Genomic DNA, 21,485 nt, shown 5'->3' on the forward strand with positions numbered 1-21,485 from the left:
CGGCATACGCCCAATCAGCCGTGCCGTACACCACCCTGCCCCGTCGACGGGACGTCGGGTCGTCCGGCTCGCGCCAAGTCCGTCGGGCGGGTCAGCGGGGCGTGTCCGGGCGGGCCACGAGCAGGGCACGGTCGTCGGGGTAGTCGGCGCCGGGCTGGTGGTCGAGGAACAGCTGGCACAGTTCCTGCACGTTCATGCCTGCGCCCTGGAGGGCTGTCTCCGTGAGGCGGGCCAGGCCGGTGTCCAGGTGCTCCCCGTGGCGTTCGATGAGGCCGTCGGTGTACAGCAGGACTGACTCGCCCTTGGCCAGGGTGGTCTCGCCCTGGCGGTAGCGGGCGCCGGGGACCGGTCCCACCGGCGGGCAGATCGGTCCGTCGAGGTAGTGGCTGGAGCCGTCGGGGCGTACCACGAGCGGCGGGGGGTGTCCGGCCTTGACGTAGGTCAGAACCCGGGTGGGCCGGTGGTACAGCAGGTAGGTGGCGGTGGCCATCTGGCCGCGGTGGTACAGGTACAGATACTCGTTCAGTTCGGTGAGGACGGCTTGGGGGCGCGTGCCGCACCGCAGGACGATGCCGCGCAGTGCGGCGATTATCTGGGCCATGACGGCTGCCTGGGGCAGGCCGTGGCCGGCGACGTCGCCGATCGACAGGCCGATGTGGTCCTCGTCGAGGCTGTAGAGGTCGTACCAGTCGCCGCCGACCATGACCATGTCGCTGCCTGGCGCGTAGCAGGTCGCCACCTCCAGACCCGTCACGTCGGGGAGTTGGGGCAGGAGGCCGAGCTGAAGGCGCTCGGCGACGCGGTGTTCGTGTTCGTACAGCCCGGCGCGGCGCACCGCCTGGGCGATCTGCTGGCCCACCGCGGTCAGGTGCTGCGGCTCCGGCACCCCGGCCGCCCCGGGATGCACGGTGAGCGTGCCCAGTACGACATCGTCGGCCTCCAGCGCGATCCGTACCGCTCCCGCGGGCACAGCGCGCACGCTGTCGTGGGGATGATCGAGGTCCTGCCAGGCGGTTTCCTTCAGGACATGCAGGTCCTCACCTGGTTCCAGGGCGGGCACCAGGCGCTGGGAATGCAGCTCCAGGGTCACGTCCTTCACGTCCAGCACCGCCGCGGCAGTGGAGGCCACGGCTTCGGCGACCTGGGCCAGGGTGGCGGACGCGGCCAGCGCCGCGGTCAGCTGATACAGGCGTTGCAGACGGACGCGTGCGGCCTGCTCGGCGAGCAGCAGTTCCTCGCGCTGGGCTTCCGCGGTACGCCGGATGGCGATTTCCCGGTTCAGCGCGCTGACCTGCTGGCTGAGGACAGCGAACCGGTCAGCGTGGTCCACCCGGCGCAAGGTCAACTGCACCGCGGGACCGGGCCCCTGCCACCAGGTGGCGCGCACACCGTGGCAGCGAAAGCGCACCGGACCGCCGTCGCCGTCCTCGAGGACGAGCGCGCCCGGCAGCGGGCCGCCGTTGCGCAGCCAGTTGCCCAGATGCCGTCGCAGGACACTGGCGTCGTCGCGGTTGAGGGCATACAGGCTCGCGCCCGCGCACAGCCGAGGGACGGAGGCGCGGGCGGCCGGGTTGGCCGCCAGGATCGTGCCGTCCCCCGCACACAGCACGACGGGATCGGGCAGGGATTTGACGACGGCCTCAAACAGGCCAAGGCTCACGCAGGTACCGTACCGGCGCCCGGGCCGCCGGCGGCCGGCTCCGCGTCGGCGAAGTACTCACGCCCACTCGTCGGGCCGCCGCCGGGGACCAGGTGCACCACCACGCGGCAGCCGGCGTCCCCGCGGGCGATGGTCTCCTGCAGCTCGACGCTGGCGTAACCGAGATTGCGGGCGGCGATCGTTCCGAAGACGTTCGACGTCATCATGCACATCGACTCACGACCCAGCACCTTCTCCGCGAACGGACAGGCCCGGTTACCCAGCACGATCTTCGTCTCGTCGTGCTCGATGAGGTAGAAGTCGCCCTTGATGCGCCGCTTGAGATCGACCAGTGCCTCCGCGACCTGCTCCCGGGACAGCCTGTCGGTGCCGAGCGCCTTGAGGTACATGTCGTCGATCTGTGTTCCCACGGCCTGGCCCACCAGACTGATGTACCCGGATGCCTCCTCCAGACCGATCACCGATTCCAGCGACGTCGCCAGCTCCCGCACCAACGTCCGCAGGAACACATCACGGTCGAGATCGATTTCCACATCCACCGGCTGACTCACAAGCGCCGTCCTCCTCTTTTTCAGGGTCTCGCAGCCGCGCGAGCACCCGGTACATGACCAGCCCACGCTGTGCGAGCCACAGCGCTGCGAACCCTTGTACCCTCCCACAGTGCGGCCCGGACGCGGTCCGACGGCGGTCCGACGCCGACGTCCACCGCAGACGTCCCTTCCGCCATGCTGCCCCATTCACTTCATCCGTAGGAGATACTCGGCAGAAGACGGCAGGTGACCCAGGGGTGACGGCGTGGACAGTTCAGGGCAGGCGGAGGCGTCGCCGGCATCGCCGACCCAGCCCGCGGGCGCTCTGCGCGTGCACCCGCTGGCGGACCGGCCAGGCTGGCAAGCGGCCGGCGAGATCAATCTGCTCACCCGATCGGCCTGGGAAGAGACGCTGCACCACCTTGCTCTGAGCGACGAAGAGGCATGCCACTTGGAACTCTCCGCGATCACCTTCGTCGACGTCGCCGGAGTCTCGGCCCTGGCGGTAACAGCCCAGGGCCTTGCCGAGGGGCGACGCATCGTGCTCGAAGAGCCACCTGCCACCCTGCGGCGCGTGCTGAACATGTTCTGGCCGGACCTGCCCACCGTCGAGGTGATGGCGCGATGACTGCCTCGACCCAACCGTTCGTTCATCCCGCCTTGTTCTACCAAGGCGACAAGGAGTACCTGCACGGCACCGTGCCCTTCATCCGCGACGGCCTGAAGGCCGGGGAGCCGGTGGCGGTCGCCGTGCCCGGGCCGAACCTCGCCATCCTGAAGACGGCCCTGGGCGAGGACGCCGCACACGTGAAGTTCCTCGACATGACCGAGGCGGGGCGCAACCCCGGACGGATCATTCCCAAGGTGCTGCGCGCCTTCGCGGACTCCCATCGCCAGACGCGCGTGCGGATCATCGGTGAGCCGATCTGGGCCGGCCGCAGCAGCGTGGAATACCCGGCATGTGTCCAGCACGAGGCACTGATCAACCCGGCGTTCCAAGGCCGGAACGTCACTATCCTGTGTCCCTACGATGCCGATCACCTCGACGAACAGGTACTCGCCGACGCCTACGAGACCCACCCCCTCGTCATCGCCGACGGCAGGGAACGGCCCAGCCCCGCCTACGCCCCCGAACATGTGGTCGCGCGCTACAACCAGCCCCTGGAGCAGCCGGCCGCGGCCGAGGAACTCCTTTTCCACGTCGACCGGCTGCCGGACGCCCGGCAGTTCGCTGTCACACACGCCGCGCGGCTCGGCCTCTCCGGAATCCGCCTGGAAGACGTCGCCCTCATCGTGGCCGAGCTGACCGCCAACAGCGTCATACACGGCGGGGGCTTCGGCACCCTACGGGTGTGGGCTGACGGCGGCCAGGTGGTCTGCGAGGTGCGCGACCAGGGGCACCTGGACGATCCGCTCGCCGGACGACGCCCACCCGCACGGGACCAGATCGGCGGCCGGGGCCTGCTGCTCGTGCACTTCCTCGCCGACCTGGTACGCATCCACACCAGCCCCGACGGTACGGCCGTCCGCTGCTACATCAGCCCTCACTGACCCTGCCTCAGCAAGCCGGGGGTCGTCCCTTCATACACCCGGCCGGCCCATGGGACGCAGCGTCCGCGGGAGGGTTCGGCCTCACTGTGGTCACGGCACCACGCGAACTGGCTTTTTCAGCGGGGACGTTCGTCAGCATCTGGTGCGAACGACTGCGTACGGGCGATCAGCAGGGCGACGTCGTCGTGGTCGTCGGGCTGCCGCAGGTCGTGCAGGAGCCGGTCGCAGCTCTCTTCCAGGGGGCAGTCGGGTGCGTCGAGGACGCGGAGGAGTGTGTCGAGGCGTTCGTCGATGGGGTGGTGGCGGGTTTCGACCAGTCCGTCGGTGTAGAGGACCAGCCGGTCGCCCGGATCAAGGCTGACGGTGGTGGTCTCGAAGCGGACGCCGCCGACGCCGAGGGGGGCGCCGGAGGGCAGGTCGAGCAGTTGGGGATGGTTCCCGGGGCGGACGAGGGCGGGGGGCAGGTGGCCCGCGTTGGCGATGTGGCACTCACCGCGGTGGGGGTCGTAGGCGGCGTAGAGGCAGGTGGCGATGTACTGCTCCAGTCCGGAGGTGATCGTGTCGAGCTGTTCGAGGACGCGGGTGGGGTCGAGGTCGAGGCCGGCGAAGGCGGCGGTCGCGGTGCGCAGACGGCCCATGGCCGCGGCCGCGTCGATGCCGCTGCCCATGACGTCACCCACGACCAGAGCCGTCCGGTCGCCGCCCAGCGGGAGGACGTCGTACCAGTCACCGCCGATCTCGTAGGCGGCCTGTGCGGGCTGGTACCGGGTAGCGATCTGCAGGCCGGGCAGGTGGGGCGGATGGCGGGGGAGGAGGCTGCGCTGCAGGGTTTCGGCGGCGTTGCGCACGCTCTGGTGGGCGCGGGCGTTGTCGATGCACACCGCGGTGCGGGAGGCCAGTTCCGTGGCGATGGCGAGGTCGTCCTCGTCGAAGGGCCGTGGGTCGCGGGCGCGGGCCAGGCCCAGGAAGCCGAGGACGGTGGCGCGTGCGGTGAGGGGGACGGCCATGTAGGAGTGCACTCCGGCGCGGGCCAGCAGCGTGGCGGCGTGGTCGTCGCGCGCGATGCGCGTCAGGTCGTTTCCGTCGGCGTGCGGGATCAGGATGGGCCGGCCGGTGCGCACGCAGCGGGTGGCCACGCGGTCCGCGTCGTACGCGGCGATGTGGCCCGGCGGATCCGCAGCCTCAGCGGCCTCGGTGGGGTAGGCGGCCTTCAGGGCGAGGGCGCGGAAGAACGCGGGACCGAACCGGGTGCGAGGCCGGTGCTCGTCCAGGGCGGAGTCGAGCACATCGACGGAGACCACGTCGGCGAGCTCGGGAACGGTGACGTCGGCAAGCTCCCGGGCGGTCTGTGCGACGTCCAGGGTGGTGCCGATACGGGCGGAGCCGTCGGCGATCACGGCCAGGCGCCGCCGCGTCGCGGTCGCCTCCTTGGCCGACTGGTAACGCTCGGTGACGTCCGTGACCAGCTCGGCCACCCCGATCACGCGGCCCTGGGTGTCCTCCAGCCGGTAGACCGAGATCGTCCAGGCGTGCAGGCGCGGTTCCGCGTCGGCCGGGCTGTGGCCGACGATGGTGGACTGGTCGATCATGGGGAAGCCCGTGCCGAGGACCTGCCGCATCGCGGCCTCCGGCATCTCGAACTTCGTGGCCTGCATGATCTCGCGGTAGTAGCGGCCGAGGTGCTCTTTCGCGGGGATGCCGTGCATACGCTCCAGCGCGGGGTTGACAGCCAGGTACCGCAGGTCGGCGTCGAGGATCGCGATTCCGATGGGGGACTGGGAGATCAGCCGGGTGGACAGGGCGAGGTCCCGCTCCACCTCGCGCAGTGTGGGCGAGTCGGTGCCGAGCCCGAGGGCGTAGAAGTCGCCGCGGTCGTCCAGGAGCCGCATGTTGCGCAGCTCCACCAGTCGTGTGCCGCCGCCCTTTCGCCGGACGGGGAACGTGCCGCTCCAGCCCTGGCCCGTCTCCATGACCTCGGCGAACTTCTTGAGCACCCAGTCCCAGTGCTCCTCGGGGACCAGTAGCTGCGCGGCGTACTGCCCGAGTGCCTCCTCGGCGGTGTAGCCGTACAGTTCCTCGGCCTGCGGGCTCCACAGGACGACCCGTCCCTCGGCGTCCAGCAGCACCGCCGCGACACCGAGAAGATCCATCAGCCCGCTCTGTTGCGATGGTTCGTTGTTCGGTCGGCCGCCGAGCGCCTGTCCGATGCCCGCGGGATGCCCTTCGGCTTCGCTCATCGCAGGCACTCCTTCCGCTGGTCCGCGCCATGTGAGCCATTCCTCGGCCTGGAGCGCGGCCTGTCTGCGCCTGGTGGCGCTTCGGCTTCCATGGTTCACCCAGTCCGTGGGGAACACACCCCGTCCATGTGCGTGCGGGCCGGTACTGGAGGCGGAGCCCGGCACACCCGCTGGGGTGCGGCGAACCGACGCTGCCCGGGGTCGTGGACGTCGGGTACGAGCGCCGGATCCTTGGTCAGGCCCCAGACGGCGCCCTGAAGCGCGTCCGGTCCGTGGGTGCGGGTGGGGGAGCGGAGCGGCGCCGTCGGACGGCGGACCGGTCAGCGAGGCGTCGACCACACTCCTGGACCGGTGGGGCTTCAGGTGTTCTCGGGGCTGGGCGGGGTGCCCCCCGACCAACTGGACGATCATGCCGCCGGGGCCGGTGACCTGGAGCAGCTCACGCCCCTGGGCTCCTCGGCGGCGGCATGGTGATGTCGACGCCCTCGGCGCGCCGCCGCTGCTCCCGGCCAAGGCGTTGTCATGGTCAACGGCTTTTCACGGATGCCTCGTTCGAGGTGGTGACCGCATCCGGCTCGGTGGAACGATGCGGCGCCGCGGAGCCTTCCGCAGGCTCGGACCTCGCCAGCCGCAGGCCGGTGAACACGGCGGTGGCCAAAGTGACGGTACCGGCCGCGACGAAGGCGCTGTTGAGGCCGGTCTCGAAGGAGGCGCCGCCGGATTGCCGGGTGCGGACGATGGCCCCGAGTACCGCCACGCCGAGCACCGCGCCGATCTGCCGGGTGGTGCTGCTGACGCCTGAGGCGAGGCCGCCTTCCCGCGGGCTGACCGCTTGGATGGCGGCGCCCGTCAGCGGGGACATGGCCAGGGCGAAGCCGATGCCGGCGAGTCCCAACCGCCACCACACGTTCCCGTAGCCGGTGTCGGCGTGCACCGTGCCGAGCGCCAGCAGTCCCAGGCCGGCCAGGGCCAGGCCGGTGGTGACCACGATGCGGAAGCCGTACCGGGCGGCGAGCCGGCCCGCGTACGGGCTGACGATCACCATGGCGAGGGATACCGGCAGGGTCTGCAGGCCGGCGCGCAGGATCGAGCTGCCCTGGACGTACACGAAGAACTGGGAGAAGAAGAACGACGAACCCATGAGCGCGAACCCCACCACGACCATGGCGGTGTTGGACACGGTGAACAGGCGCTGGCGGAACAGCCGCAGGGGCAGCATCGGAGCGGCGCGGCGCGCTTCGACGGCGATGAAGGCAGCGAGGAGGATCGCCGCGGCGGCGAAGCTGCCCAGGATGACCGGTGAGGTCCAGCCGCGGGCACCCCCCTCGATCAGCCCGTAGGTCAGTACGCCCACCGCCGGCACGGACAGCACCGTGCCCGGGATGTCGATCGCGGGGGCGCTCGGATTGCGGGACTCGCCGAGGTGGCGCAGGCCGACCAGCAGCAGGACCACGCCGATGGGCAGATTGACCAGGAAGATGGCGGGCCAGCCGAAGGCTTCCGTCAGCACACCGCCGGCCACGGGACCCGCGGCCAGACCGATTCCGCTGAATCCGGCCCACAGCCCGATCGCCCTGATGCGTTCTTGCGGCACGGGATGGGCGGCGGCGAGCAGGGCGAGCGAGGCAGGGCTCAGCGCCGCGGCCCCGATGCCCTGCAGCACCCGGCCGGCGACCAGCCAGCCGACCGAGGGCGCGAGGCTGCACAGCAGCGACGCGGCGGTGAAGACCGCCACGCCGGTCAGGTACACCCGCTTGCGGCCGAACCGGTCGGCGAAGACACCGCCGGACAGCAACAGCATGGCGACCAGCAGTACGTACGCGTCGACGATCCATTGCAGACCGGTCAGCTGAGTGTGCAGCCGGTGCTGCATATCGGGCAGTGCCGCTGCGACGATCGTGTTGTCGAGCAGGACCATGAACTGGCCCAGGCAGGTCACCGTGAGCAGCACGGCCCGGTTCGGTCGACTGCCTGCGGTCGCATGCGATGCGGCCATGGGGATCCCCCTCAATCGGTAGCTGCGCCCGGCCACGGCCGAAGCGGGCGGCGATGTACCCGAGCGCTTTAAAGCAGTCAGTGACTGCGTTAGGCGACTATAGAGAGGATCGCCTCACAAACGCAAGTCACGACTGCGTTAAAGTGAGGGCATGAACGAGCGACAGCGAGCCCGGCGGCCCGGCGGGCGCAGCGCCCGCGTAGCCGCGGAGGTGCACCAGGCCGTCACCGACCTGATCGGCGAGCGCGGCTACGGCAACTTCACCGTCGGCGATGTCGCAGCCCGCGCGGGTGTGGCCGACAGCAGCATCTACCGCCGGTGGGGCAGCCTGGCAACCCTGCTCACCGACGTGGCGCTCACCCGCCTCAACGCGCGGTCGCCGATGCCCGACACCGGGAGCCTGGCCGGCGACCTGCGTACCTACGCGGCCAACGTGGCCCGCGAGATCACCGGACCCGACGGTCTGGCGGTGGTGCGCCTGGCCGTCGCCCTGTCGAACAACGGTCAGCAGGACCTGCAGGCCCGTGACGACCTCCGCGACGAACGCACCCGGCAACTGCAGTCCATGCTCGACCGCGCCCGCGAACGCGGCGAGCACGCACCCGACGCGCTCGACGTGCTGGACCACATCCTGGCCCCGATGTACATCCGCGTCCTGTTCGGCATGGGCCCGCTCACCCCGGACTACGTCGACGGGCTGGTCGACCGGTTGCTGTGACCGCAGCCTGGCCCCCGGATCATCCCTCGGGCGCGGTGCCAGGACACCGAGAGGTGCTCGCCGACACGCGCCCGGTCCGCTCGGGCATCCGGCCCCTGGCCGGCTCACGCGGCCTGGCTGGATCCGTCGGTCGGCGGGCCGCCGCCGCGGAGCGGGGCGAAGCCGACGTTCAGGTGCGGGTCGTAGGCGCCGGGATCGTCGGCGAGCTGGTGGGGTGGCGTATTCGCCGACGCGGCGGATGTGCCGGTCAGCGATCCCCATCGCCGGAGCCGACGCTCCCCGACGTGCGGGTCGCGCAGATCGACGTCGAGCACATGGACACGGGTCGGGCCGCCCGCAACCTGGATGTCACGCCACTCGTAGACACACCGGACGCGACCCGTACGGCGTCCCCCGCAAGCGCGCCGGCCGGTGCTGCCTCCGATAAGGGCAGCACCGGCCCTGAGTGGCACCGACTGGTCTACCGACCTCACGTCGAAGGCCCGCACGTGCGGCCGGTGGAGCGGACGGCGGTGCAGCACTTGGGCTGGCTACTGGGTGAGGGGCGCGTCACGGAGGTGGCGGACGGGCGGTTTCGGGCCACGTAGACCCGGCACGGTCCCGCGCCCGCATCGCTGCGGCCGTCCGTCGAGAGCGACTCGTGTACGTGTCGGGACACCGTAGAACATGCAGGTCAGGCGCAATTGTGGCGCAAGCGGGGATGGCGCCCCCCTAGCACTACGGCGAGGTGGGCAGGTGCGGGGAGCGGAGCACGAGCAGGGTGATCTCGCTGGGGGCGAAGACGCGGAACGGCGGGCCCCAGAAGCCGGTGCCGCGGCTGGTGTAGAGGAGGGTGCGGGGGCCGTGGTGGCTGAGGCCGGCGAGGGCGGGCTGGTCCAGGCGGACGAGGTGGTGGAAGGGCCAGATCTGGCCGCCGTGGGTGTGACCGGAGAGTTGGAGGTCGATGCCGGCGGCTGCCGCCCGGTCGATGAACTTGGGCTGGTGGGCCAGGAGCAGGACGGGCAGGTCGGGGTCGGCGCCGTTCAGGGCTCCGGCGAGGTGGGCGCGGTGGCCTGCCAAACCGGAGGACTCGGCGGTGACGTCGTCCACGCCGGCGACCACGAGGGTGTCGCCTCCGCGTTCGAGCAGCACATGGCGGTTGCGCAGCGGCTCCCAGCCCAGCTCGTCCATCAGGTCGACCCAGCCCTGGGCCTCGCTGTAGTACTCGTGGTTGCCGGTGACGTACACCCGGGCATGGGTGGCCCGCACGGTACCGAGTGGGACGGCCTGGGCGCGGCGGCGTTCGGCCGTGCCGTCCGCGATGTCGCCGGTGTGGCAGACCAGGTCGGCTTCCAGGGTGTTCACCGTCTCGCACACCCGCGCCGACCAGCGGGCGCGATCGAGCGGGCCGTAGTGGGTGTCGGTGATGAGGACGACGCGGATGCCGTCCAACCCGGCGCCCAGACGCGGGAGTCGCACGTCGAGTCGGCGCACGCGTGGCACGCGGCGGGCCTCGGCGTACCCCCAGGCGAGCAGTACGGCGGTCACGCCGAGGACGGCCCACGTGACGATCCGGGCCCGGTCCTGACTCTCGCCGACGCCGGCCACGGTCAGGGCGAGCCGCAAGAAGACGCCGAGCAGAACGGACCAGGTGAACAGAACCCAGCTGGTGCCCAGCAGGGTGGCACCGACGATCGCCGCCCGGTCCTGCTGACGCCGGCCGTGGCCGCGCACCATGGCGAGCGGCATACCGGCGAGGCCGAGGACGAACAGGGCGGTGCCGGCCAGAGTGACGGGCAGCGGCCAGTGCTGGCCGGTGTACAGGAGCACCCAGCAGGGCACGGCCCACAGCAGGACAGGGGCGATCAGGGGGATGTAGCGCATCAGGCGGTGCAGTCCGCTCTGCCGCGGAGCGTGCGCTTCGCTGTCGGCGGGTCGGGTGCTGCTGGTGTCGGTCACGCTTCGCCTCTCTGGCCGGGCTGCCGTCCCGCGCACTGTATCCGGTCACCCTCGGGCCGTCCGGACGGGCGTTCCTGGCCGCGGCACCAGGGAGCGAAGGGCATCAGCACGCTGGTGCAGGTGATCACCCAGGCGGGCCATTTGGTTTCAGGAGAGACGGTATCGAGTGACGTAGTCTGAGTTCATGGCCGCCGACGTCCCTCACCGAACCACCGCCTCGCAAGCGACCGACCGCCCCGGGGATACGTCGCCTTTCGCTCTCGGCCTGCTGCTGCGCCGGGCGCACTGGCGCGCGGCCGCGGTGATGGGGGAGGCGCTTCGGCCGCTCGGCATCGAGTTGCGCCATTTCGCGGTGCTGATCGAGCTGGTCAATCACGGGCCCACGGTGCAGCGGGATTTGGCGGCGGCTACGGGGTCGGACAAGGCGGGAATCATGCGGGTCGTGGACGACCTGGAGCGGAAGGGGCTGGCCGTACGCAAGGCCGTTCCCGGGGACCGGCGGGTGCGGGCGGTGTCGATCACCCCTCAGGGGCTGGAGCTCTTCGATGCAGTCCATGTGGCGGCGGAGCCGCTGGCTGAGCGTCTGGTCGCCGAACTGGGGCCGGGTGAGCCCGAGAAGCTGAAGGATCTGCTGACCCGTTTCGCCCATCCGGCGGACGGCGAGGCGTAAGCGCGCGCACCGGTTCCCGGCCGCGCCGGCACGCCTGGTTACCCACGGCTTTCGCAGCGAACCCGGCGATGACGGCTGCGGCGAACGTTGCCAGACGCCGACCTGGCCACGGACGGGCAGGCAGGGCTTCGCCGCCGCCGGGGCCGAGTGGTACGCCCGGGTGTCGCGCAGCATGCGTGGTCGGCGGTGCGCCGTCGCCCTTACCGGCCTTGGTGATCGGGTCCTCGAAGACAGAGATGGTTTCACTCGATACGGTATTCACTGATACTGTAGCGAGTGCAACGAAGATGCCGGCGTTGGACAGGTGGAGGCGGTGGACATGGACGTCTATGAGGCGGTCACGAGCCGGCGGGCGGTTCGCGCGTTCACCGGCAGGCCCGTGCCGACGCAAACACTGGAGCGGGTGCTGTCCGCCGCGGCCTGGGCGCCGTCCGGGTCGAATCTCCAGCCGTGGCGCGCCTACGTGCTGACCGGCGCACCGTTGGCCGAACTCAAGAAGCGCACCGGCGAGCGTCTGGCCTCGGGCGATCCCTGGGACGCGCCGGAGTACCAGATGTATCCGCCCGAGCTGAAGTCTCCGTACCGCGAGCGCCGATCCGCCTTCGGCGAGCAGCGCTACGGCGCACTGGGTATCGCGCGTGGGGACCTGGAGGCTCGCCAGAGGGCCGCTGCCGCGAACTGGGAGTGCTTCGGTGCGCCCGCCGCCCTGTTCTGCTACATCGACCGTGACATGGGCCGGCCTCAATGGTCCGACGTCGGTATGTATCTGCAGACCGTCATGCTGCTGCTCCGCGCCGAAGGGCTGCACAGCTGCCCGCAGATGGCCTGGGCGAAGTACCACACGACCCCGTCGCAGAGGTCCTGTCACCCCCGCACGGACTCATGCTCTTCTGCGGCATGTCGATCGGGTTCGAGGACGTCACAGCGGGTGACCACCGAACAGGCCGGGTGTCACTCGACGAGACGGTCACGTTCCTCGACGGTCTCTGACGCCACCGCTCCCTGGTCGGTCGACGAGCCTTTCCCACCGCACCCACCTAGCGTTTTACATGCCACATTGCGCACATAATCCCGGTGAAAGGCATGTCATGAAGATCGCGGTCATCGGCGGCACCGGACTGATCGGGTCGCAGGTCGTCAAGAACCTGAACGCCGCCGGGCACGAGGCGGTACCGCACTCGCAGTCCACCGGCGTCGACATCATCAGCGGTCGGGGAGTGGAAGAGGCGGTGGCGGGCGCCGACGTCGTCGTCAACGTGACGAATTCCCCGACCTTCGACGAAGCCTCGCTCGCCTTCTTCCAGACGTCGATGGACAACCTGCTGGCCGCGGCCCGCAAGGGCGGCGTCGGTCACTTCGTCATCCTCTCGATCGTCGGCGCGGACCAGGTGCCGGAGCTGGACTACTACCGGGCCAAGGTGCTCCAGGAGAAGATCCTCGTGGCCGGTCCGATCCCCTACTCGATCGTCCGGGCGACGCAGTTCATGGACTTCATGGATGCCGTCCTGTCCTGGACCGCCGACGGCGACACCGTCCGGTTGCCCGCCACGCCGATCCAGCCGATCGCCTCCAAGGACGTGGCCCACGCGGTGGCGGAGGTCGCCGCGGGCACCCCGCTGAACGGCATCCACAACATCGCCGGCCCCGAGATTCTCCCGCTGGACGAACTGGGCCGGATCACCCTGTCCCACGAGGGCGACAACCGCACCGTCGTCACCGACCCCACCGCCGGGATGTTCGCCGTCGTCAAGGGCGACGTCCTCACCGACAAGAACGCTCACCTCGCCCCCACCCGCTACGCCGACTGGCTCTCCTGACATCCACGGACTCCTTGTCACGTTGTGCGTCACGTTGTGCGACCCGCCCCGCTTCGATGAGCAGGCCAGTGGAGCAGTGCTGGAGGTGGATGATTTTGGACGTCTACGAGGCGGTCACGAGCCGACGGGCGGTGCGCGGGTTCACCGACCGGCGTGTGCCGAGGGAGGTGCTGGAACGTGTGCTGTCCGCCGCGGCCTGGGCGCCGTCCGGGTCGAATCTCCAGCCGTGGCGCGCGTACGTGCTGACCGGCGCACCGCTGGCCGAGCTCAAGAGGCGCGCCGGCGAGCGTGTGGCCTCGGGTGACCCCTGGGACGAGCGGGAGTACGAGATGTACCCGTCCGTACTCAGGTCTCCCTACCATGAGCGCCGATCCGCCTTCGGTCACGAGCGCTACAGCGCACTGGGCATCGGGCGTGAGGACTGGCAGGCTCGCCAGAGGGCCGCTGCCGCGAACTGGGACTGTTTCGGTGCGCCCGCCGCCCTGTTCTGTTACATCGACCGTGACATGGGCCGGCCTCAATGGTCCGACGTCGGTATGTATCTGCAGACCGTCATGCTGCTGCTCCGCGCCGAAGGGCTGCACAGTTGCCCGCAGATGGCCTGGTCGGTGTATCGCAGGACCGTCGCTGAGGTCCTGTCACCCCCCGACGACCTCATGCTCTTCTGTGGCATGTCCATCGGATTCGAGGACGTCACGCTGGGCTACGTCCGTACGGGCAGGGCGCCGCTCGACGAGAACGTCACGTTCGTCGAGGGCTAGGGTCTGCGGCGAAAGTCGGTCTTGCCGGTCGGTGATCACGTGCTGTGGGACGGGGGATGGGCCGAACGGCCAGGGGGTCGGCTGGAGCCCGTGACGGGCGGGGGCGCCCCGGCCGGTGACGGCGGAGTCGGGCCCAGGTGCGGCGAGCGGTGGGGTCAGTTTCACTGGTCCAGGTAGCGGTGGCCGACACAAGTCGTTCATTTCAGGCAGGGCTGCGGAGGTGTGGTGCATGGCAGAGGAGAACCCGGTGCACGGGACCGCCGACGAGGGGCACGAGATCTCGTTGCCGCCCGAAGTCCAGTTGCTGCAAGACGTCGCTCCGCCTTTCTTCCCCGAAGGCGGTTCGGCGATGACCATCCTCGTCGAGTGGCCTCCCGGTCACCCCGGGCTCCCTCCGCACCGCCACTCGGGGCCGTCGTTCGGCTATGTGATGGAGGGTGCGGTCCGGTTCGAGCTGGAGGGTGAGCCGGAGCGTGTGGTCGAGGCCGGTGGGACGTTCTGGGAGCCGGGTGGCGACGTGATCCACTATCAGGACGGCAACGCCCTGTCGGACGCGCCGACCAGGTTCGTCGTGACCATGGTGTGCGCGCCGGGTCAGCCGATGCTCACGGTGGTCGGCGCGGAGGAGCTGAGGGAGCGGGCGCGCCTGCGGGCCCCACGTCCTTGCCTAGGCTGACCCGCGACGCCCTCGATAGGCGCAGGCGACGCCGACCGGGGCCTGACACCTGGAAGACAGTGGGACCTCAAGCCGTGTCGCTCGACGACCCCCGCACCGCACGGCACTGCCGGCCGACCCGGTTCATGGCGCCGTACCACCGGGCCAGGGTTCATGGGTCAAGATCACGACCGGCCTGGGCTACGCGGCCGGTGTGTTCCTCACGAGGTGGTCGAACCCGAGCGGTGGGCGTCCGAGGAGTTCGGTGATGTCGTTCGTGGCGCGGTCGTAGCGGTTTTGGCGGTGGAGCCGGGCCATGGTGGCGATGTGCTCGAAGACGTGGGGCGGCAGGTCCGCCTTCTTCAGGTCGTCTTCCAGCCACTCCTCGTAGGGCACGTCGGTGTAGGTCACGGTACGGCCGAGGGCGGTGGAGAGTTCGGCGGCGATGGCCTTCATGTCACGGGACTGTGCGCCGGTCAGTTCGTAGATCCGGCGGGATGGCTCGGTCGGGGCGAGCAGAAGGTGTGCGATCGCCTCCGCCACGTCGGCCGCGGCGACCGGAGAGGTCCGGGCGGAGCCGAACGGGAGACGGATCGTGCTGTCACGCCGGACCGAGGTGGCGGCGACCCGGGCGAAGAGCGGATTCTCCATGAAGACCGTGGGCCGCACGTGCACGACCGGCGCTCCCGACCAGTCGAGGACATGCTCGGACAGCCAGTGCAGTCGCTGTTGCCGGGATTCGGCGGTGCTGGTGAGGCTCATCTGTGAAACCGTCATCTGCGACATGCTCACCAGCAGGTCGAGGCCGTCACCCTCCTGGACGGCCGCCGCGACCGTGGTGGCGGCCTCCAGGTACGTGGGAGACACGCCCATCCCGAAGTAGGCGCGGCGGCAGCCCGAGAGTGCGTCGACCACGTCGGCGCCGCGCGTGAGGTCGCCGACCACCACCTCCACCCCGTCCAGGGCCCGTAGCGCCGCGGCCCGCTCGTCGTCGTGATGCACCAGGGCCCTCACCGGCACACCGTTCGCACGCACATGGTCGAGGACCTTGTTTCCGACTCCGCCGACCGTGCCACCGACGCCGGTGACAAGGATGGGTCCTACGCTCATGTCTTTCGTCTCCTGTTGTTCGGACCGGGGTGTCCGGTCGCTCGGGTATGTACGGCCCCGGGTTCTGTCGGTCGCCCGGGCGTCCGCCGGCCGGCACCAGGGTGATGTTTGTCCGCAAGCCCTCCTGCCGTATCACGGTGGCGGTGATGGCTTCGGAGTTTCCGGCGGTGGCGAGGACGGCCCTGGCGCCGCCGAGGGACTGGAGGGACTCGGCGACCGGGGTGCCGGAGGTGCTGTCGACGTAGTGGTGGGCGCCGAGCTGCCGGGCGAAGCCGGCCTTCTCCGCGCCCCGGGCGATCGCCACGGTCTCGAAGCCCATCGCCGCCGCGAACCGCACCCCGAGATGGCCGAGGCCGCCGAGGCCGAGCACCGCGACCAGGTCGCCGGGCCGGGCGGAGCTTTGCCGCAGTCCGTTGAAGACGGTGACGCCCGCGCAGGCCATCGGCCCGGCGTCGGTGGCCGAGAGAGCGTCGGGGATGCGGGCCAGGGCGTCGACGGGGGCGATCACCTTGTCCGCGAAGCCGCCGTCGTACGCCCGGCCGGGGACCTTCAGGTCGGCGCACAGGACGAAGTCGCCCTTGCGGCAGGACGTGCAGTGGCCGCAACTGCCGCCGAACCAGCCGACCGCGACCCGGTCGCCGACCCGCCAGCCATGGTCTTCGCTACCTGCGCCCAGCTCCTCGATGTGCCCGGCGATCTCGTGCCCGGGGACCTCCGGAAAGGAGACGCCGGGAAGGGCGCCGCTGACGAAGAGGGCGTCGGTGTGGCAGACGCCGCACGCCTCCACGGCGATCCTGACCTGGCCGGCGCCGGGCCGGGGCACCTCTCGCTCGGTCAGGTGCAGGGTGCCGTTCGGTGCGGTCGCCTGCGCGACTCGACAGGTGTCCATGTTCAGTGCTCCTCGGGGAAGTCGTCGCCGTACATCGGCAGGCCGCTCAGGGACTGTCCGCGGGTGGCCTCCTCTTCGATCACGTCCCAGTGCTCGGCGAGGACGCCGTCTTCGAGGCGGAGGAAGTCGGCGGCGATCCACGGGGCGGGCCGGCCGTGTCCGGAGAACCGGCCGCGCACCATGACCATGTCCCCGTCGGCCATGACCAGTTCGCACTAGTGCCGCAACTGCGCCGGGAGGCTCCTGACGAGGTCGAAGAGTCCTTCGCGGCCCGGTGCGATGTGGGCGCTGTGCTGGATGTATCCGGGGGACCAGAACCGCTCGGCGGCTGCGTAGTCCCGCTTGTTGAACAGGGTGTCGAACGCTTCGCGGACGATGGCCTTGTTCCGGTCTTCGACGGTGCTCATGAGGTGGTCACCTACTGTCTGACTCGTGTGGGGGCGGCCCTGCTCCGGTCAGCGGGGTCTGCTGATGCGGTACTGCGCGAAGAGTCCGAGGGCCGAGGTGGCGAGGACGGCGGCGCCGTAACCGAGGACCGTCCCGCGCAGACCGGCCGGAGCGACCAGGAAGCCTGCGATGATCGCCGGGACGCCGAAGCTCAGGTAGGCGACCAGACAGACGGCTGCGAAGAGCCCGGCCCTCTGGTGCGGTGGAACGAGTGGAGCGATGGTACGGATGGCGCCCGAGAACGAGGCTCCGAACCCCACGCCACCGATGACGCCTCCCGCCCACAGCAGGGAGAGCATGCCGGTGACCACACCGGCCTCGATCACCGCGGTGCCCAGCAGTACGCCCGCGCCGCCGACGAGGACGGTGCGCCGGGCCGGCAGACGGCCGAGGAAGATGCCGGCCGCGGCCGCCGCCGCAGGCTCGATGAAAGCGGTGGCACCGTTCAGCAGACCGCTGTGCAGGCCCAGCAGGTCCCGGATGATGGTCGGTACGAGTCCCATGAACAGACCGCCCAGCATCCACGCGGCGATGTGAGCGGGGACGCTCGCGACGAACTCACGGCGCGCCTGCAGGGGTACGCGGACGCGGGGCATCAGGGATCGGGCCGTTCCGGGACGCGGCGAGACCGTCTCCGCGGAGAACGCGACGATCACCGTGCCGACGATCATGATCAGTGCGAGAGCCGCGAACACGATCGCACCGGCATGGGTGCTGAACTCGATCGCCACGCCGGTCAGCAGGGCTCCCAGGCCCAGCCCGCCGGCCGGGGCGATGCTGGTGATGATCGTGCCCAGCTGCTTGTGCCGCCGCGGTGCGTGCTCCACGACGGAGGCCGAGAACGCGCTCGTGGCCGCTCCCGTGGCGATTCCCTGGACGGTGCGGGCCGCGATGACCCAGCTGATGCCGGTTGCGAAGACGAACATGAGCATCGCGGCGATTTCCACCAGCAGGGAGCCGACCAGCACGGGATGGCGCCCTGTGTAGTCGGACAGCGAGCCTGCGAACAGCAGAGCCGCGAGGAGGCCGAGCGCGTAGGAGGAGAAGGCCACCGTCAGGACCCAGGCGGGGAAGTGCCACTGCTGCTCGAAGACGACCAGGAGCGGCGTGGGCGCGCCTGCTGCCACATACAGCGCCGCGAACACGGCGGCCGATCCGGCGAAGGCCGCGAATGGAGGAAGTGCCCGGCGGTCCCGGGCGGGTCCGTGAGCCACGCGAGCGGGCCGGGGCCCTCGGTCCTGCCGTGAATCGGTGCGGAACACCTGAGGCCTCCTAAGGCCAAATTCTGTGCCTTAGATGCACGGTGGACCCGGAAGCCCGTTAATGCCAAGTGCTGTGCGTTACAGTGCGGTGCATGGTTGCTGAATCGTCCCCGCGCCGGCGCACCGGCGGCCGCAGCGCCGTGGTGCTGATGTCCATCAGGAAGGCCGTCGAGGAACTGATCGCCGAGCACGGCGGCGACGCCGTCACGATCCCGATGGTCGCGGAGCGGGCGGGAGTCAATCACTCCAGCATCTACCGGCGGTGGGGTGACGCCCGCACCATGATCAACGATCTGGCGACCTACCGGCTCGACCCGGATCGCGGTCTCCCCGACAGCGGAGACCTGCGCGCCGATCTGACCGCGTGGGCACAGGAGTTGATCACCCACTACGGCAAGCCGGTGAACGCGGCCCTGCTGCGCGGCGGGGCCGCCGCGGCGGGCGGGAGCGAGTCGGACTGCCTGCGTGACCGCCGGGCGGAAGCGGCTGCCTTCGCCGGCCGGCCCGGCAGCACCTTCACCGACGACCAGATCGTCGACAAGGTCGTGGCCCCCGTCATCTACAGGGTCATCTTCCTGCCCTGGACGCTGTCCGAACTGGATGTGCGCAGCTACGTCGACGACCTCTTCGGTAGGTCCGCCTGAGCCCCACCTCCCTGCGGGCGGCTGTCGCCTTTCGGCCGGGAGAAGACGGGGCGTCCGCAGCGGCGGCCGATGCAGCCGCGCGGCCGCAGCCCCCCGCACCGCGCCTCGTGCGGAGCCGCAGCCGGGTGCCGACTGCGGCGGCGCAGCCCCTGGCCGCCGGGCAAGCTGAGAGGTGGAGGTGGTTGCCGTGGCCGGTGAGACACCGCTGATGGTCGTGGACGGCGGAGGCGTGGTCGTGCAGTGGAGCCACCAGGCGGAGGAGCTGTGGGGGCTCCCGGCGGGCGAGGCGGTCGGGCGGCGGGCAACCGACCTGGTCAGCATGGCTCCCGCGCCAGGCGTCGCTGACGTGGAGCGCCGCAGGCGTGACCGCCTGCGCGAGGATGCAGAGGGTGCCGACGGCGGTGGCCTGCGTGTGCGGCCGGTCCTGCGCGAGGATGGTGCGGTGACGTGGGGGATCTTCCTCCCCCCTGTGGACGGGGTGGCGCCCGGCGTCGAGACCGCGGTGCTCGAGGCACTGTCCGCCCACACGGCAGGGGCTTTGTTCGTGGTGGACGAGGAGTTGCACGTCGTCTCGGCCAATACGGCCGTGCAGCCCCTCGCCGGCGCGAGCGCACGGCAGATCCGCGGACGCCCCATCACGAATGTGTGGCCCCTCCCATCCCGGGGCGAACTGGAGCACATCCTGCACCGGGTCATGGCGGACGGTACGCCGGTGGCGGACCACGTGATGCGGACGGACCGCGAGAACGATCGCCGGCGCACGCACACCGTCGCGGTGCTTCCCCTGCGCGATGCGCCGGGGGCGGTGGTCGTGGCGCACGATGTGACCGGTCAGGAGAAGGCACACCGCGGGGTCCAGGCCCTGTATGCCGTCCGGGAGCGGGTGGGGCAAACCCTGGATGTGGTGGCCACCTGCCAGGAGTTGGTCCATGCGCTGGTCCCCGGGTTCGCCGATGTCGTCGTGGTGGAAGTGGTGGAGCCTGTGGTGCGCGGAGAGGAACCACCGCTGAGCCCTCTGGGACGGGACGTGCCGCTGCGTCGGGCCGCCTTCAGGACCAGCGGCGGCGATCAGCAGGCCCGGGCGCACCCGGTGGGAGACGTCCGCGCGCTGCCGTTCCCGACCCCTTACGCGCAGGCACTGGCCGACCTCAAGCCCCGCGCGATGGCCCTGCGCCCCGACACCCCCTGGCTGGCGGGCGATCCGGCGCGGGCCGAAGCGATTCGCGCATCCGGCGCACGCGCCCTGCTCGTCGCACCGCTGACGCTGCGCGGAAAGGTGCTCGGGCTGCTGAGCCTCTACCGCACCCAGCCATCCGACGGTTTCGACGAGAAGGAACTCGCCCTCACCCTGGAACTGGCCACTCACACCGCCCTGAGTATCGACAACGCCCGCCTCTACACCCGCGAGCACACCATCGCAGCGGCACTGCAACGCCATCTGCTGCCACCGGCTCCTCCCTTGCAGGCCGCGGTCGAGACCGCCGGCCTGTACGTGGCCGACGACCGGGGAGCGGGCGGCTGGTCCAACGCCGGCGCCCTCCCCGGCGCCCGAACGGCTCTGGTCGTCGGGGAAGTCGCGGGCCACGGCATCCACACGGCCGTGGCCATGGGGCAGCTGCGGACCGCCATGAACTCGCTCGCCGCACTGGACCTGGACCCCGCGGAGCTCCTCGCCCGACTCAACGACGCCACGGCGCGTCTCGCGCGGGAGCGGAGGACGTTGCCGTCCGGCGACCCCTTGCGCACACTGCCCCTTAGCGCGACGTGCCTGTATGCGGTCTACGACCCCTTCACCCACACGCTCGCCATCGCCTCCGCCGGACACCCGCCGCCCGTCGTCGCCACCCCCGGTTCCACCCCCCGAGTGGTCGACATGGCCGCTGGAGCCGCCCTCGGCGACGGAGAAGGTCCCCCGTACGACACGACCGCCGTCACGCTCGCCGACGGAGACATCGTCGCCCTCTACACAGGCTCGCTGCTGTCCGCGGCACGGCCCGAAGGCGGCACGAGCGACACGCGGCCGCTCCAGCGCCTGCTCGCCGACACCGGCCGACCCCTGCAGGACCTGTGCGACGACGTCCTCTATCAACTGCGCGTCGATGCTCTTCCCGGCGACGCCATCCTGCTGCTCGCCCGCGTCCACCCCTTCCCCGCCGACCGCGTCACCACCTGTCCGCTGGACGCAGAGCCCACCGCCCCCGCCATCGCGCGGCGGCACGCCCGGCGCCAACTCGCCGGCTGGGGCGTGGACGAGGACACCGCCTACGACACGCAGGAAATCGTCAGCGAGCTGGTCACCAACGCCTTGCGGTACGGCGAGCCGCCCGTACGCCTGCGCCTCATCAACGACCGGACCCTCACCTGCGAGGTCCACGACTCCGGCACCTGTGCCCCGCGGCTGCGCCACGCACGGTCCGTCGACGAAGGCGGCCGCGGCCTGTTCATCTGCGCCCAGCTCGCACAGAACTGGGGGATCCGCTACACCGACGCCGGGAAGACGGTCTGGACCGAGCAGGCTCTCCCCTCCTGGCGCCCGTAGCAGGCCTCCCTTTCACGCGGAGCCGTGTACGTGCGGGCTTGTCGGCCCCGGGCTGCCCGGG

Annotated in this window: 20 protein-coding genes and 2 pseudogenes; 11 read left to right on the forward strand and 11 right to left on the reverse strand. The window is 70.7% G+C overall.

Annotated features, from left to right (window positions below; all coding sequences use genetic code 11):
- Positions 1-91: 91 nt before the first annotated feature.
- Positions 92-1,660, reverse strand: a complete 1,569-nt coding sequence (locus AB0B40_RS18485) for a PP2C family protein-serine/threonine phosphatase (RefSeq protein WP_345055907.1) — start codon at positions 1,658-1,660, stop codon at positions 92-94.
- On the reverse strand, positions 1,657-2,211 hold the full coding sequence (locus tag AB0B40_RS18490) for a methanogen output domain 1-containing protein (protein WP_345055909.1): 555 nt from the start codon (positions 2,209-2,211) through the stop codon (positions 1,657-1,659). Before AB0B40_RS18490 ends, AB0B40_RS18485 begins: the two co-directional genes overlap by 4 nt.
- A gap of 244 nt (positions 2,212-2,455) precedes the next feature.
- Between AB0B40_RS18490 and AB0B40_RS18495 the strand changes: the two genes are divergently transcribed.
- Together AB0B40_RS18495 and AB0B40_RS18500 are read left to right on the forward strand one after the other, a co-directional pair.
- Positions 2,456-2,818, forward strand: a complete 363-nt coding sequence (locus AB0B40_RS18495; protein ID WP_362264513.1) for an STAS domain-containing protein — start codon at positions 2,456-2,458, stop codon at positions 2,816-2,818.
- Positions 2,815-3,741 (forward strand): sensor histidine kinase, encoded by a 927-nt coding sequence (locus AB0B40_RS18500; RefSeq protein ID WP_362264515.1) that lies wholly within the window; start codon positions 2,815-2,817, stop codon positions 3,739-3,741. The genes AB0B40_RS18495 and AB0B40_RS18500 overlap by 4 nt, the downstream gene beginning before the upstream one ends.
- 116 nt (positions 3,742-3,857) lie before the next feature.
- On the opposite strand, the gene AB0B40_RS18505 is transcribed toward AB0B40_RS18500, so the two are convergent.
- Positions 3,858-5,978 (reverse strand): SpoIIE family protein phosphatase, encoded by a 2,121-nt coding sequence (locus tag AB0B40_RS18505; protein ID WP_345055915.1) that lies wholly within the window; start codon positions 5,976-5,978, stop codon positions 3,858-3,860.
- A 351-nt stretch (positions 5,979-6,329) separates the two neighbouring features.
- On the opposite strand from AB0B40_RS18505, the gene AB0B40_RS18510 reads away from it, so the two are divergent.
- On the forward strand, positions 6,330-6,452 hold the full coding sequence (locus AB0B40_RS18510; protein ID WP_362264517.1) for a hypothetical protein: 123 nt from the start codon (positions 6,330-6,332) through the stop codon (positions 6,450-6,452).
- A 52-nt stretch (positions 6,453-6,504) separates the two neighbouring features.
- Here the strand turns inward: AB0B40_RS18510 and AB0B40_RS18515 are convergent, their stop codons facing one another.
- A complete protein-coding gene (locus tag AB0B40_RS18515; RefSeq protein WP_362264519.1) occupies positions 6,505-7,974 on the reverse strand; it encodes an MFS transporter in 1,470 nt (489 codons plus the stop codon).
- 151 nt (positions 7,975-8,125) lie between these two features.
- Between AB0B40_RS18515 and AB0B40_RS18520 the strand changes: the two genes are divergently transcribed.
- The gene (locus AB0B40_RS18520; RefSeq protein ID WP_345055921.1) at positions 8,126-8,692 is read left to right on the forward strand and encodes a TetR/AcrR family transcriptional regulator; all 567 of its coding nucleotides are present in this window, start codon (positions 8,126-8,128) and stop codon (positions 8,690-8,692) included.
- Between the two features lie 104 nt (positions 8,693-8,796).
- On the opposite strand, the gene AB0B40_RS18525 is transcribed toward AB0B40_RS18520, so the two are convergent.
- Positions 8,797-9,006, reverse strand: coding sequence for a hypothetical protein (locus tag AB0B40_RS18525; RefSeq protein ID WP_345055922.1), 210 nt, complete (start codon positions 9,004-9,006; stop codon positions 8,797-8,799).
- Between the two features lie 403 nt (positions 9,007-9,409).
- The gene (locus AB0B40_RS18530) at positions 9,410-10,630 is read right to left on the reverse strand and encodes a metallophosphoesterase (protein ID WP_362264521.1); all 1,221 of its coding nucleotides are present in this window, start codon (positions 10,628-10,630) and stop codon (positions 9,410-9,412) included.
- Positions 10,631-10,814: 184 nt separating this feature from the next.
- Between AB0B40_RS18530 and AB0B40_RS18535 the strand changes: the two genes are divergently transcribed.
- From AB0B40_RS18535 to AB0B40_RS18555, 5 genes and pseudogenes are all read left to right on the forward strand, one after another.
- Positions 10,815-11,300: a MarR family transcriptional regulator gene (locus tag AB0B40_RS18535; protein WP_345055926.1), complete on the forward strand. Its 486-nt coding sequence runs from the start codon at positions 10,815-10,817 to the stop codon at positions 11,298-11,300.
- Positions 11,301-11,619: 319 nt separating this feature from the next.
- Positions 11,620-12,290 (forward strand): annotated as a pseudogene (locus AB0B40_RS18540) (nitroreductase).
- A 98-nt stretch (positions 12,291-12,388) separates the two neighbouring features.
- Entirely contained in the window at positions 12,389-13,117 is a 729-nt protein-coding gene (locus tag AB0B40_RS18545) for an SDR family oxidoreductase (RefSeq protein ID WP_345055928.1), read from the forward strand.
- A 95-nt stretch (positions 13,118-13,212) separates the two neighbouring features.
- The gene (locus AB0B40_RS18550) at positions 13,213-13,878 is read left to right on the forward strand and encodes a nitroreductase (protein ID WP_345056044.1); all 666 of its coding nucleotides are present in this window, start codon (positions 13,213-13,215) and stop codon (positions 13,876-13,878) included.
- A 229-nt stretch (positions 13,879-14,107) separates the two neighbouring features.
- Complete coding sequence (locus AB0B40_RS18555) at positions 14,108-14,554, forward strand: cupin domain-containing protein (protein WP_345055930.1); 447 nt, start codon at positions 14,108-14,110, stop codon at positions 14,552-14,554.
- A 180-nt stretch (positions 14,555-14,734) separates the two neighbouring features.
- Here the strand turns inward: AB0B40_RS18555 and AB0B40_RS18560 are convergent, their stop codons facing one another.
- The 5 genes and pseudogenes from AB0B40_RS18560 to AB0B40_RS18580 all read right to left on the reverse strand — a co-directional run bounded on the left by AB0B40_RS18560 (position 14,735) and on the right by AB0B40_RS18580 (position 18,124).
- Entirely contained in the window at positions 14,735-15,643 is a 909-nt protein-coding gene (locus AB0B40_RS18560) for an NAD(P)H-binding protein (protein ID WP_345055932.1), read from the reverse strand.
- A gap of 133 nt (positions 15,644-15,776) precedes the next feature.
- A pseudogene (locus AB0B40_RS18565) lies at positions 15,777-16,532 on the reverse strand (alcohol dehydrogenase catalytic domain-containing protein); the annotation flags it as partial.
- Positions 16,533-16,534: 2 nt separating this feature from the next.
- Complete coding sequence (locus tag AB0B40_RS18570; protein ID WP_362264524.1) at positions 16,535-16,735, reverse strand: hypothetical protein; 201 nt, start codon at positions 16,733-16,735, stop codon at positions 16,535-16,537.
- A 12-nt stretch (positions 16,736-16,747) separates the two neighbouring features.
- Entirely contained in the window at positions 16,748-16,939 is a 192-nt protein-coding gene (locus AB0B40_RS18575) for a hypothetical protein (RefSeq protein ID WP_362264526.1), read from the reverse strand.
- 48 nt (positions 16,940-16,987) lie between these two features.
- The gene (locus AB0B40_RS18580; RefSeq protein WP_345055935.1) at positions 16,988-18,124 is read right to left on the reverse strand and encodes an MFS transporter; all 1,137 of its coding nucleotides are present in this window, start codon (positions 18,122-18,124) and stop codon (positions 16,988-16,990) included.
- A gap of 209 nt (positions 18,125-18,333) precedes the next feature.
- Between AB0B40_RS18580 and AB0B40_RS18585 the strand changes: the two genes are divergently transcribed.
- Positions 18,334-18,885 carry a helix-turn-helix domain-containing protein gene (locus AB0B40_RS18585; protein WP_345055937.1) on the forward strand — a complete coding sequence of 184 codons (552 nt, stop codon included), beginning with the start codon at positions 18,334-18,336 and terminating at the stop codon, positions 18,883-18,885.
- A 187-nt stretch (positions 18,886-19,072) separates the two neighbouring features.
- Positions 19,073-21,424 carry a SpoIIE family protein phosphatase gene (locus AB0B40_RS18590; RefSeq protein WP_345055939.1) on the forward strand — a complete coding sequence of 784 codons (2,352 nt, stop codon included), beginning with the start codon at positions 19,073-19,075 and terminating at the stop codon, positions 21,422-21,424.
- Positions 21,425-21,485 lie beyond the last annotated feature (61 nt).

It is taken from the genome of Streptomyces sp. NPDC042638 (assembly GCF_040647235.1).
Classification (GTDB): Bacteria; Actinomycetota; Actinomycetes; order Streptomycetales; family Streptomycetaceae; genus Streptomyces; species Streptomyces rameus.

Excerpts from the sequence above, each read along its gene's own strand:
- AB0B40_RS18500 (WP_362264515.1), top strand. The coding sequence starts at position 2,815 with ATGACTGCCTCGACCCAACCGTTCGTTCATCCCGCCTTGTTCTACCAA.
- AB0B40_RS18505 (WP_345055915.1), bottom strand. The coding sequence starts at position 5,978 with ATGAGCGAAGCCGAAGGGCATCCCGCGGGCATCGGACAGGCGCTCGGC.
- AB0B40_RS18515 (WP_362264519.1), bottom strand. The coding sequence starts at position 7,974 with ATGGCCGCATCGCATGCGACCGCAGGCAGTCGACCGAACCGGGCCGTG.
- AB0B40_RS18520 (WP_345055921.1), top strand. The coding sequence starts at position 8,126 with ATGAACGAGCGACAGCGAGCCCGGCGGCCCGGCGGGCGCAGCGCCCGC.
- AB0B40_RS18535 (WP_345055926.1), top strand. The coding sequence starts at position 10,815 with ATGGCCGCCGACGTCCCTCACCGAACCACCGCCTCGCAAGCGACCGAC.
- AB0B40_RS18545 (WP_345055928.1), top strand. The coding sequence starts at position 12,389 with ATGAAGATCGCGGTCATCGGCGGCACCGGACTGATCGGGTCGCAGGTC.
- AB0B40_RS18555 (WP_345055930.1), top strand. The coding sequence starts at position 14,108 with ATGGCAGAGGAGAACCCGGTGCACGGGACCGCCGACGAGGGGCACGAG.
- AB0B40_RS18560 (WP_345055932.1), bottom strand. The coding sequence starts at position 15,643 with ATGAGCGTAGGACCCATCCTTGTCACCGGCGTCGGTGGCACGGTCGGC.
- AB0B40_RS18570 (WP_362264524.1), bottom strand. The coding sequence starts at position 16,735 with ATGGCCGACGGGGACATGGTCATGGTGCGCGGCCGGTTCTCCGGACAC.
- AB0B40_RS18575 (WP_362264526.1), bottom strand. The coding sequence starts at position 16,939 with ATGAGCACCGTCGAAGACCGGAACAAGGCCATCGTCCGCGAAGCGTTC.
- AB0B40_RS18585 (WP_345055937.1), top strand. The coding sequence starts at position 18,334 with ATGGTTGCTGAATCGTCCCCGCGCCGGCGCACCGGCGGCCGCAGCGCC.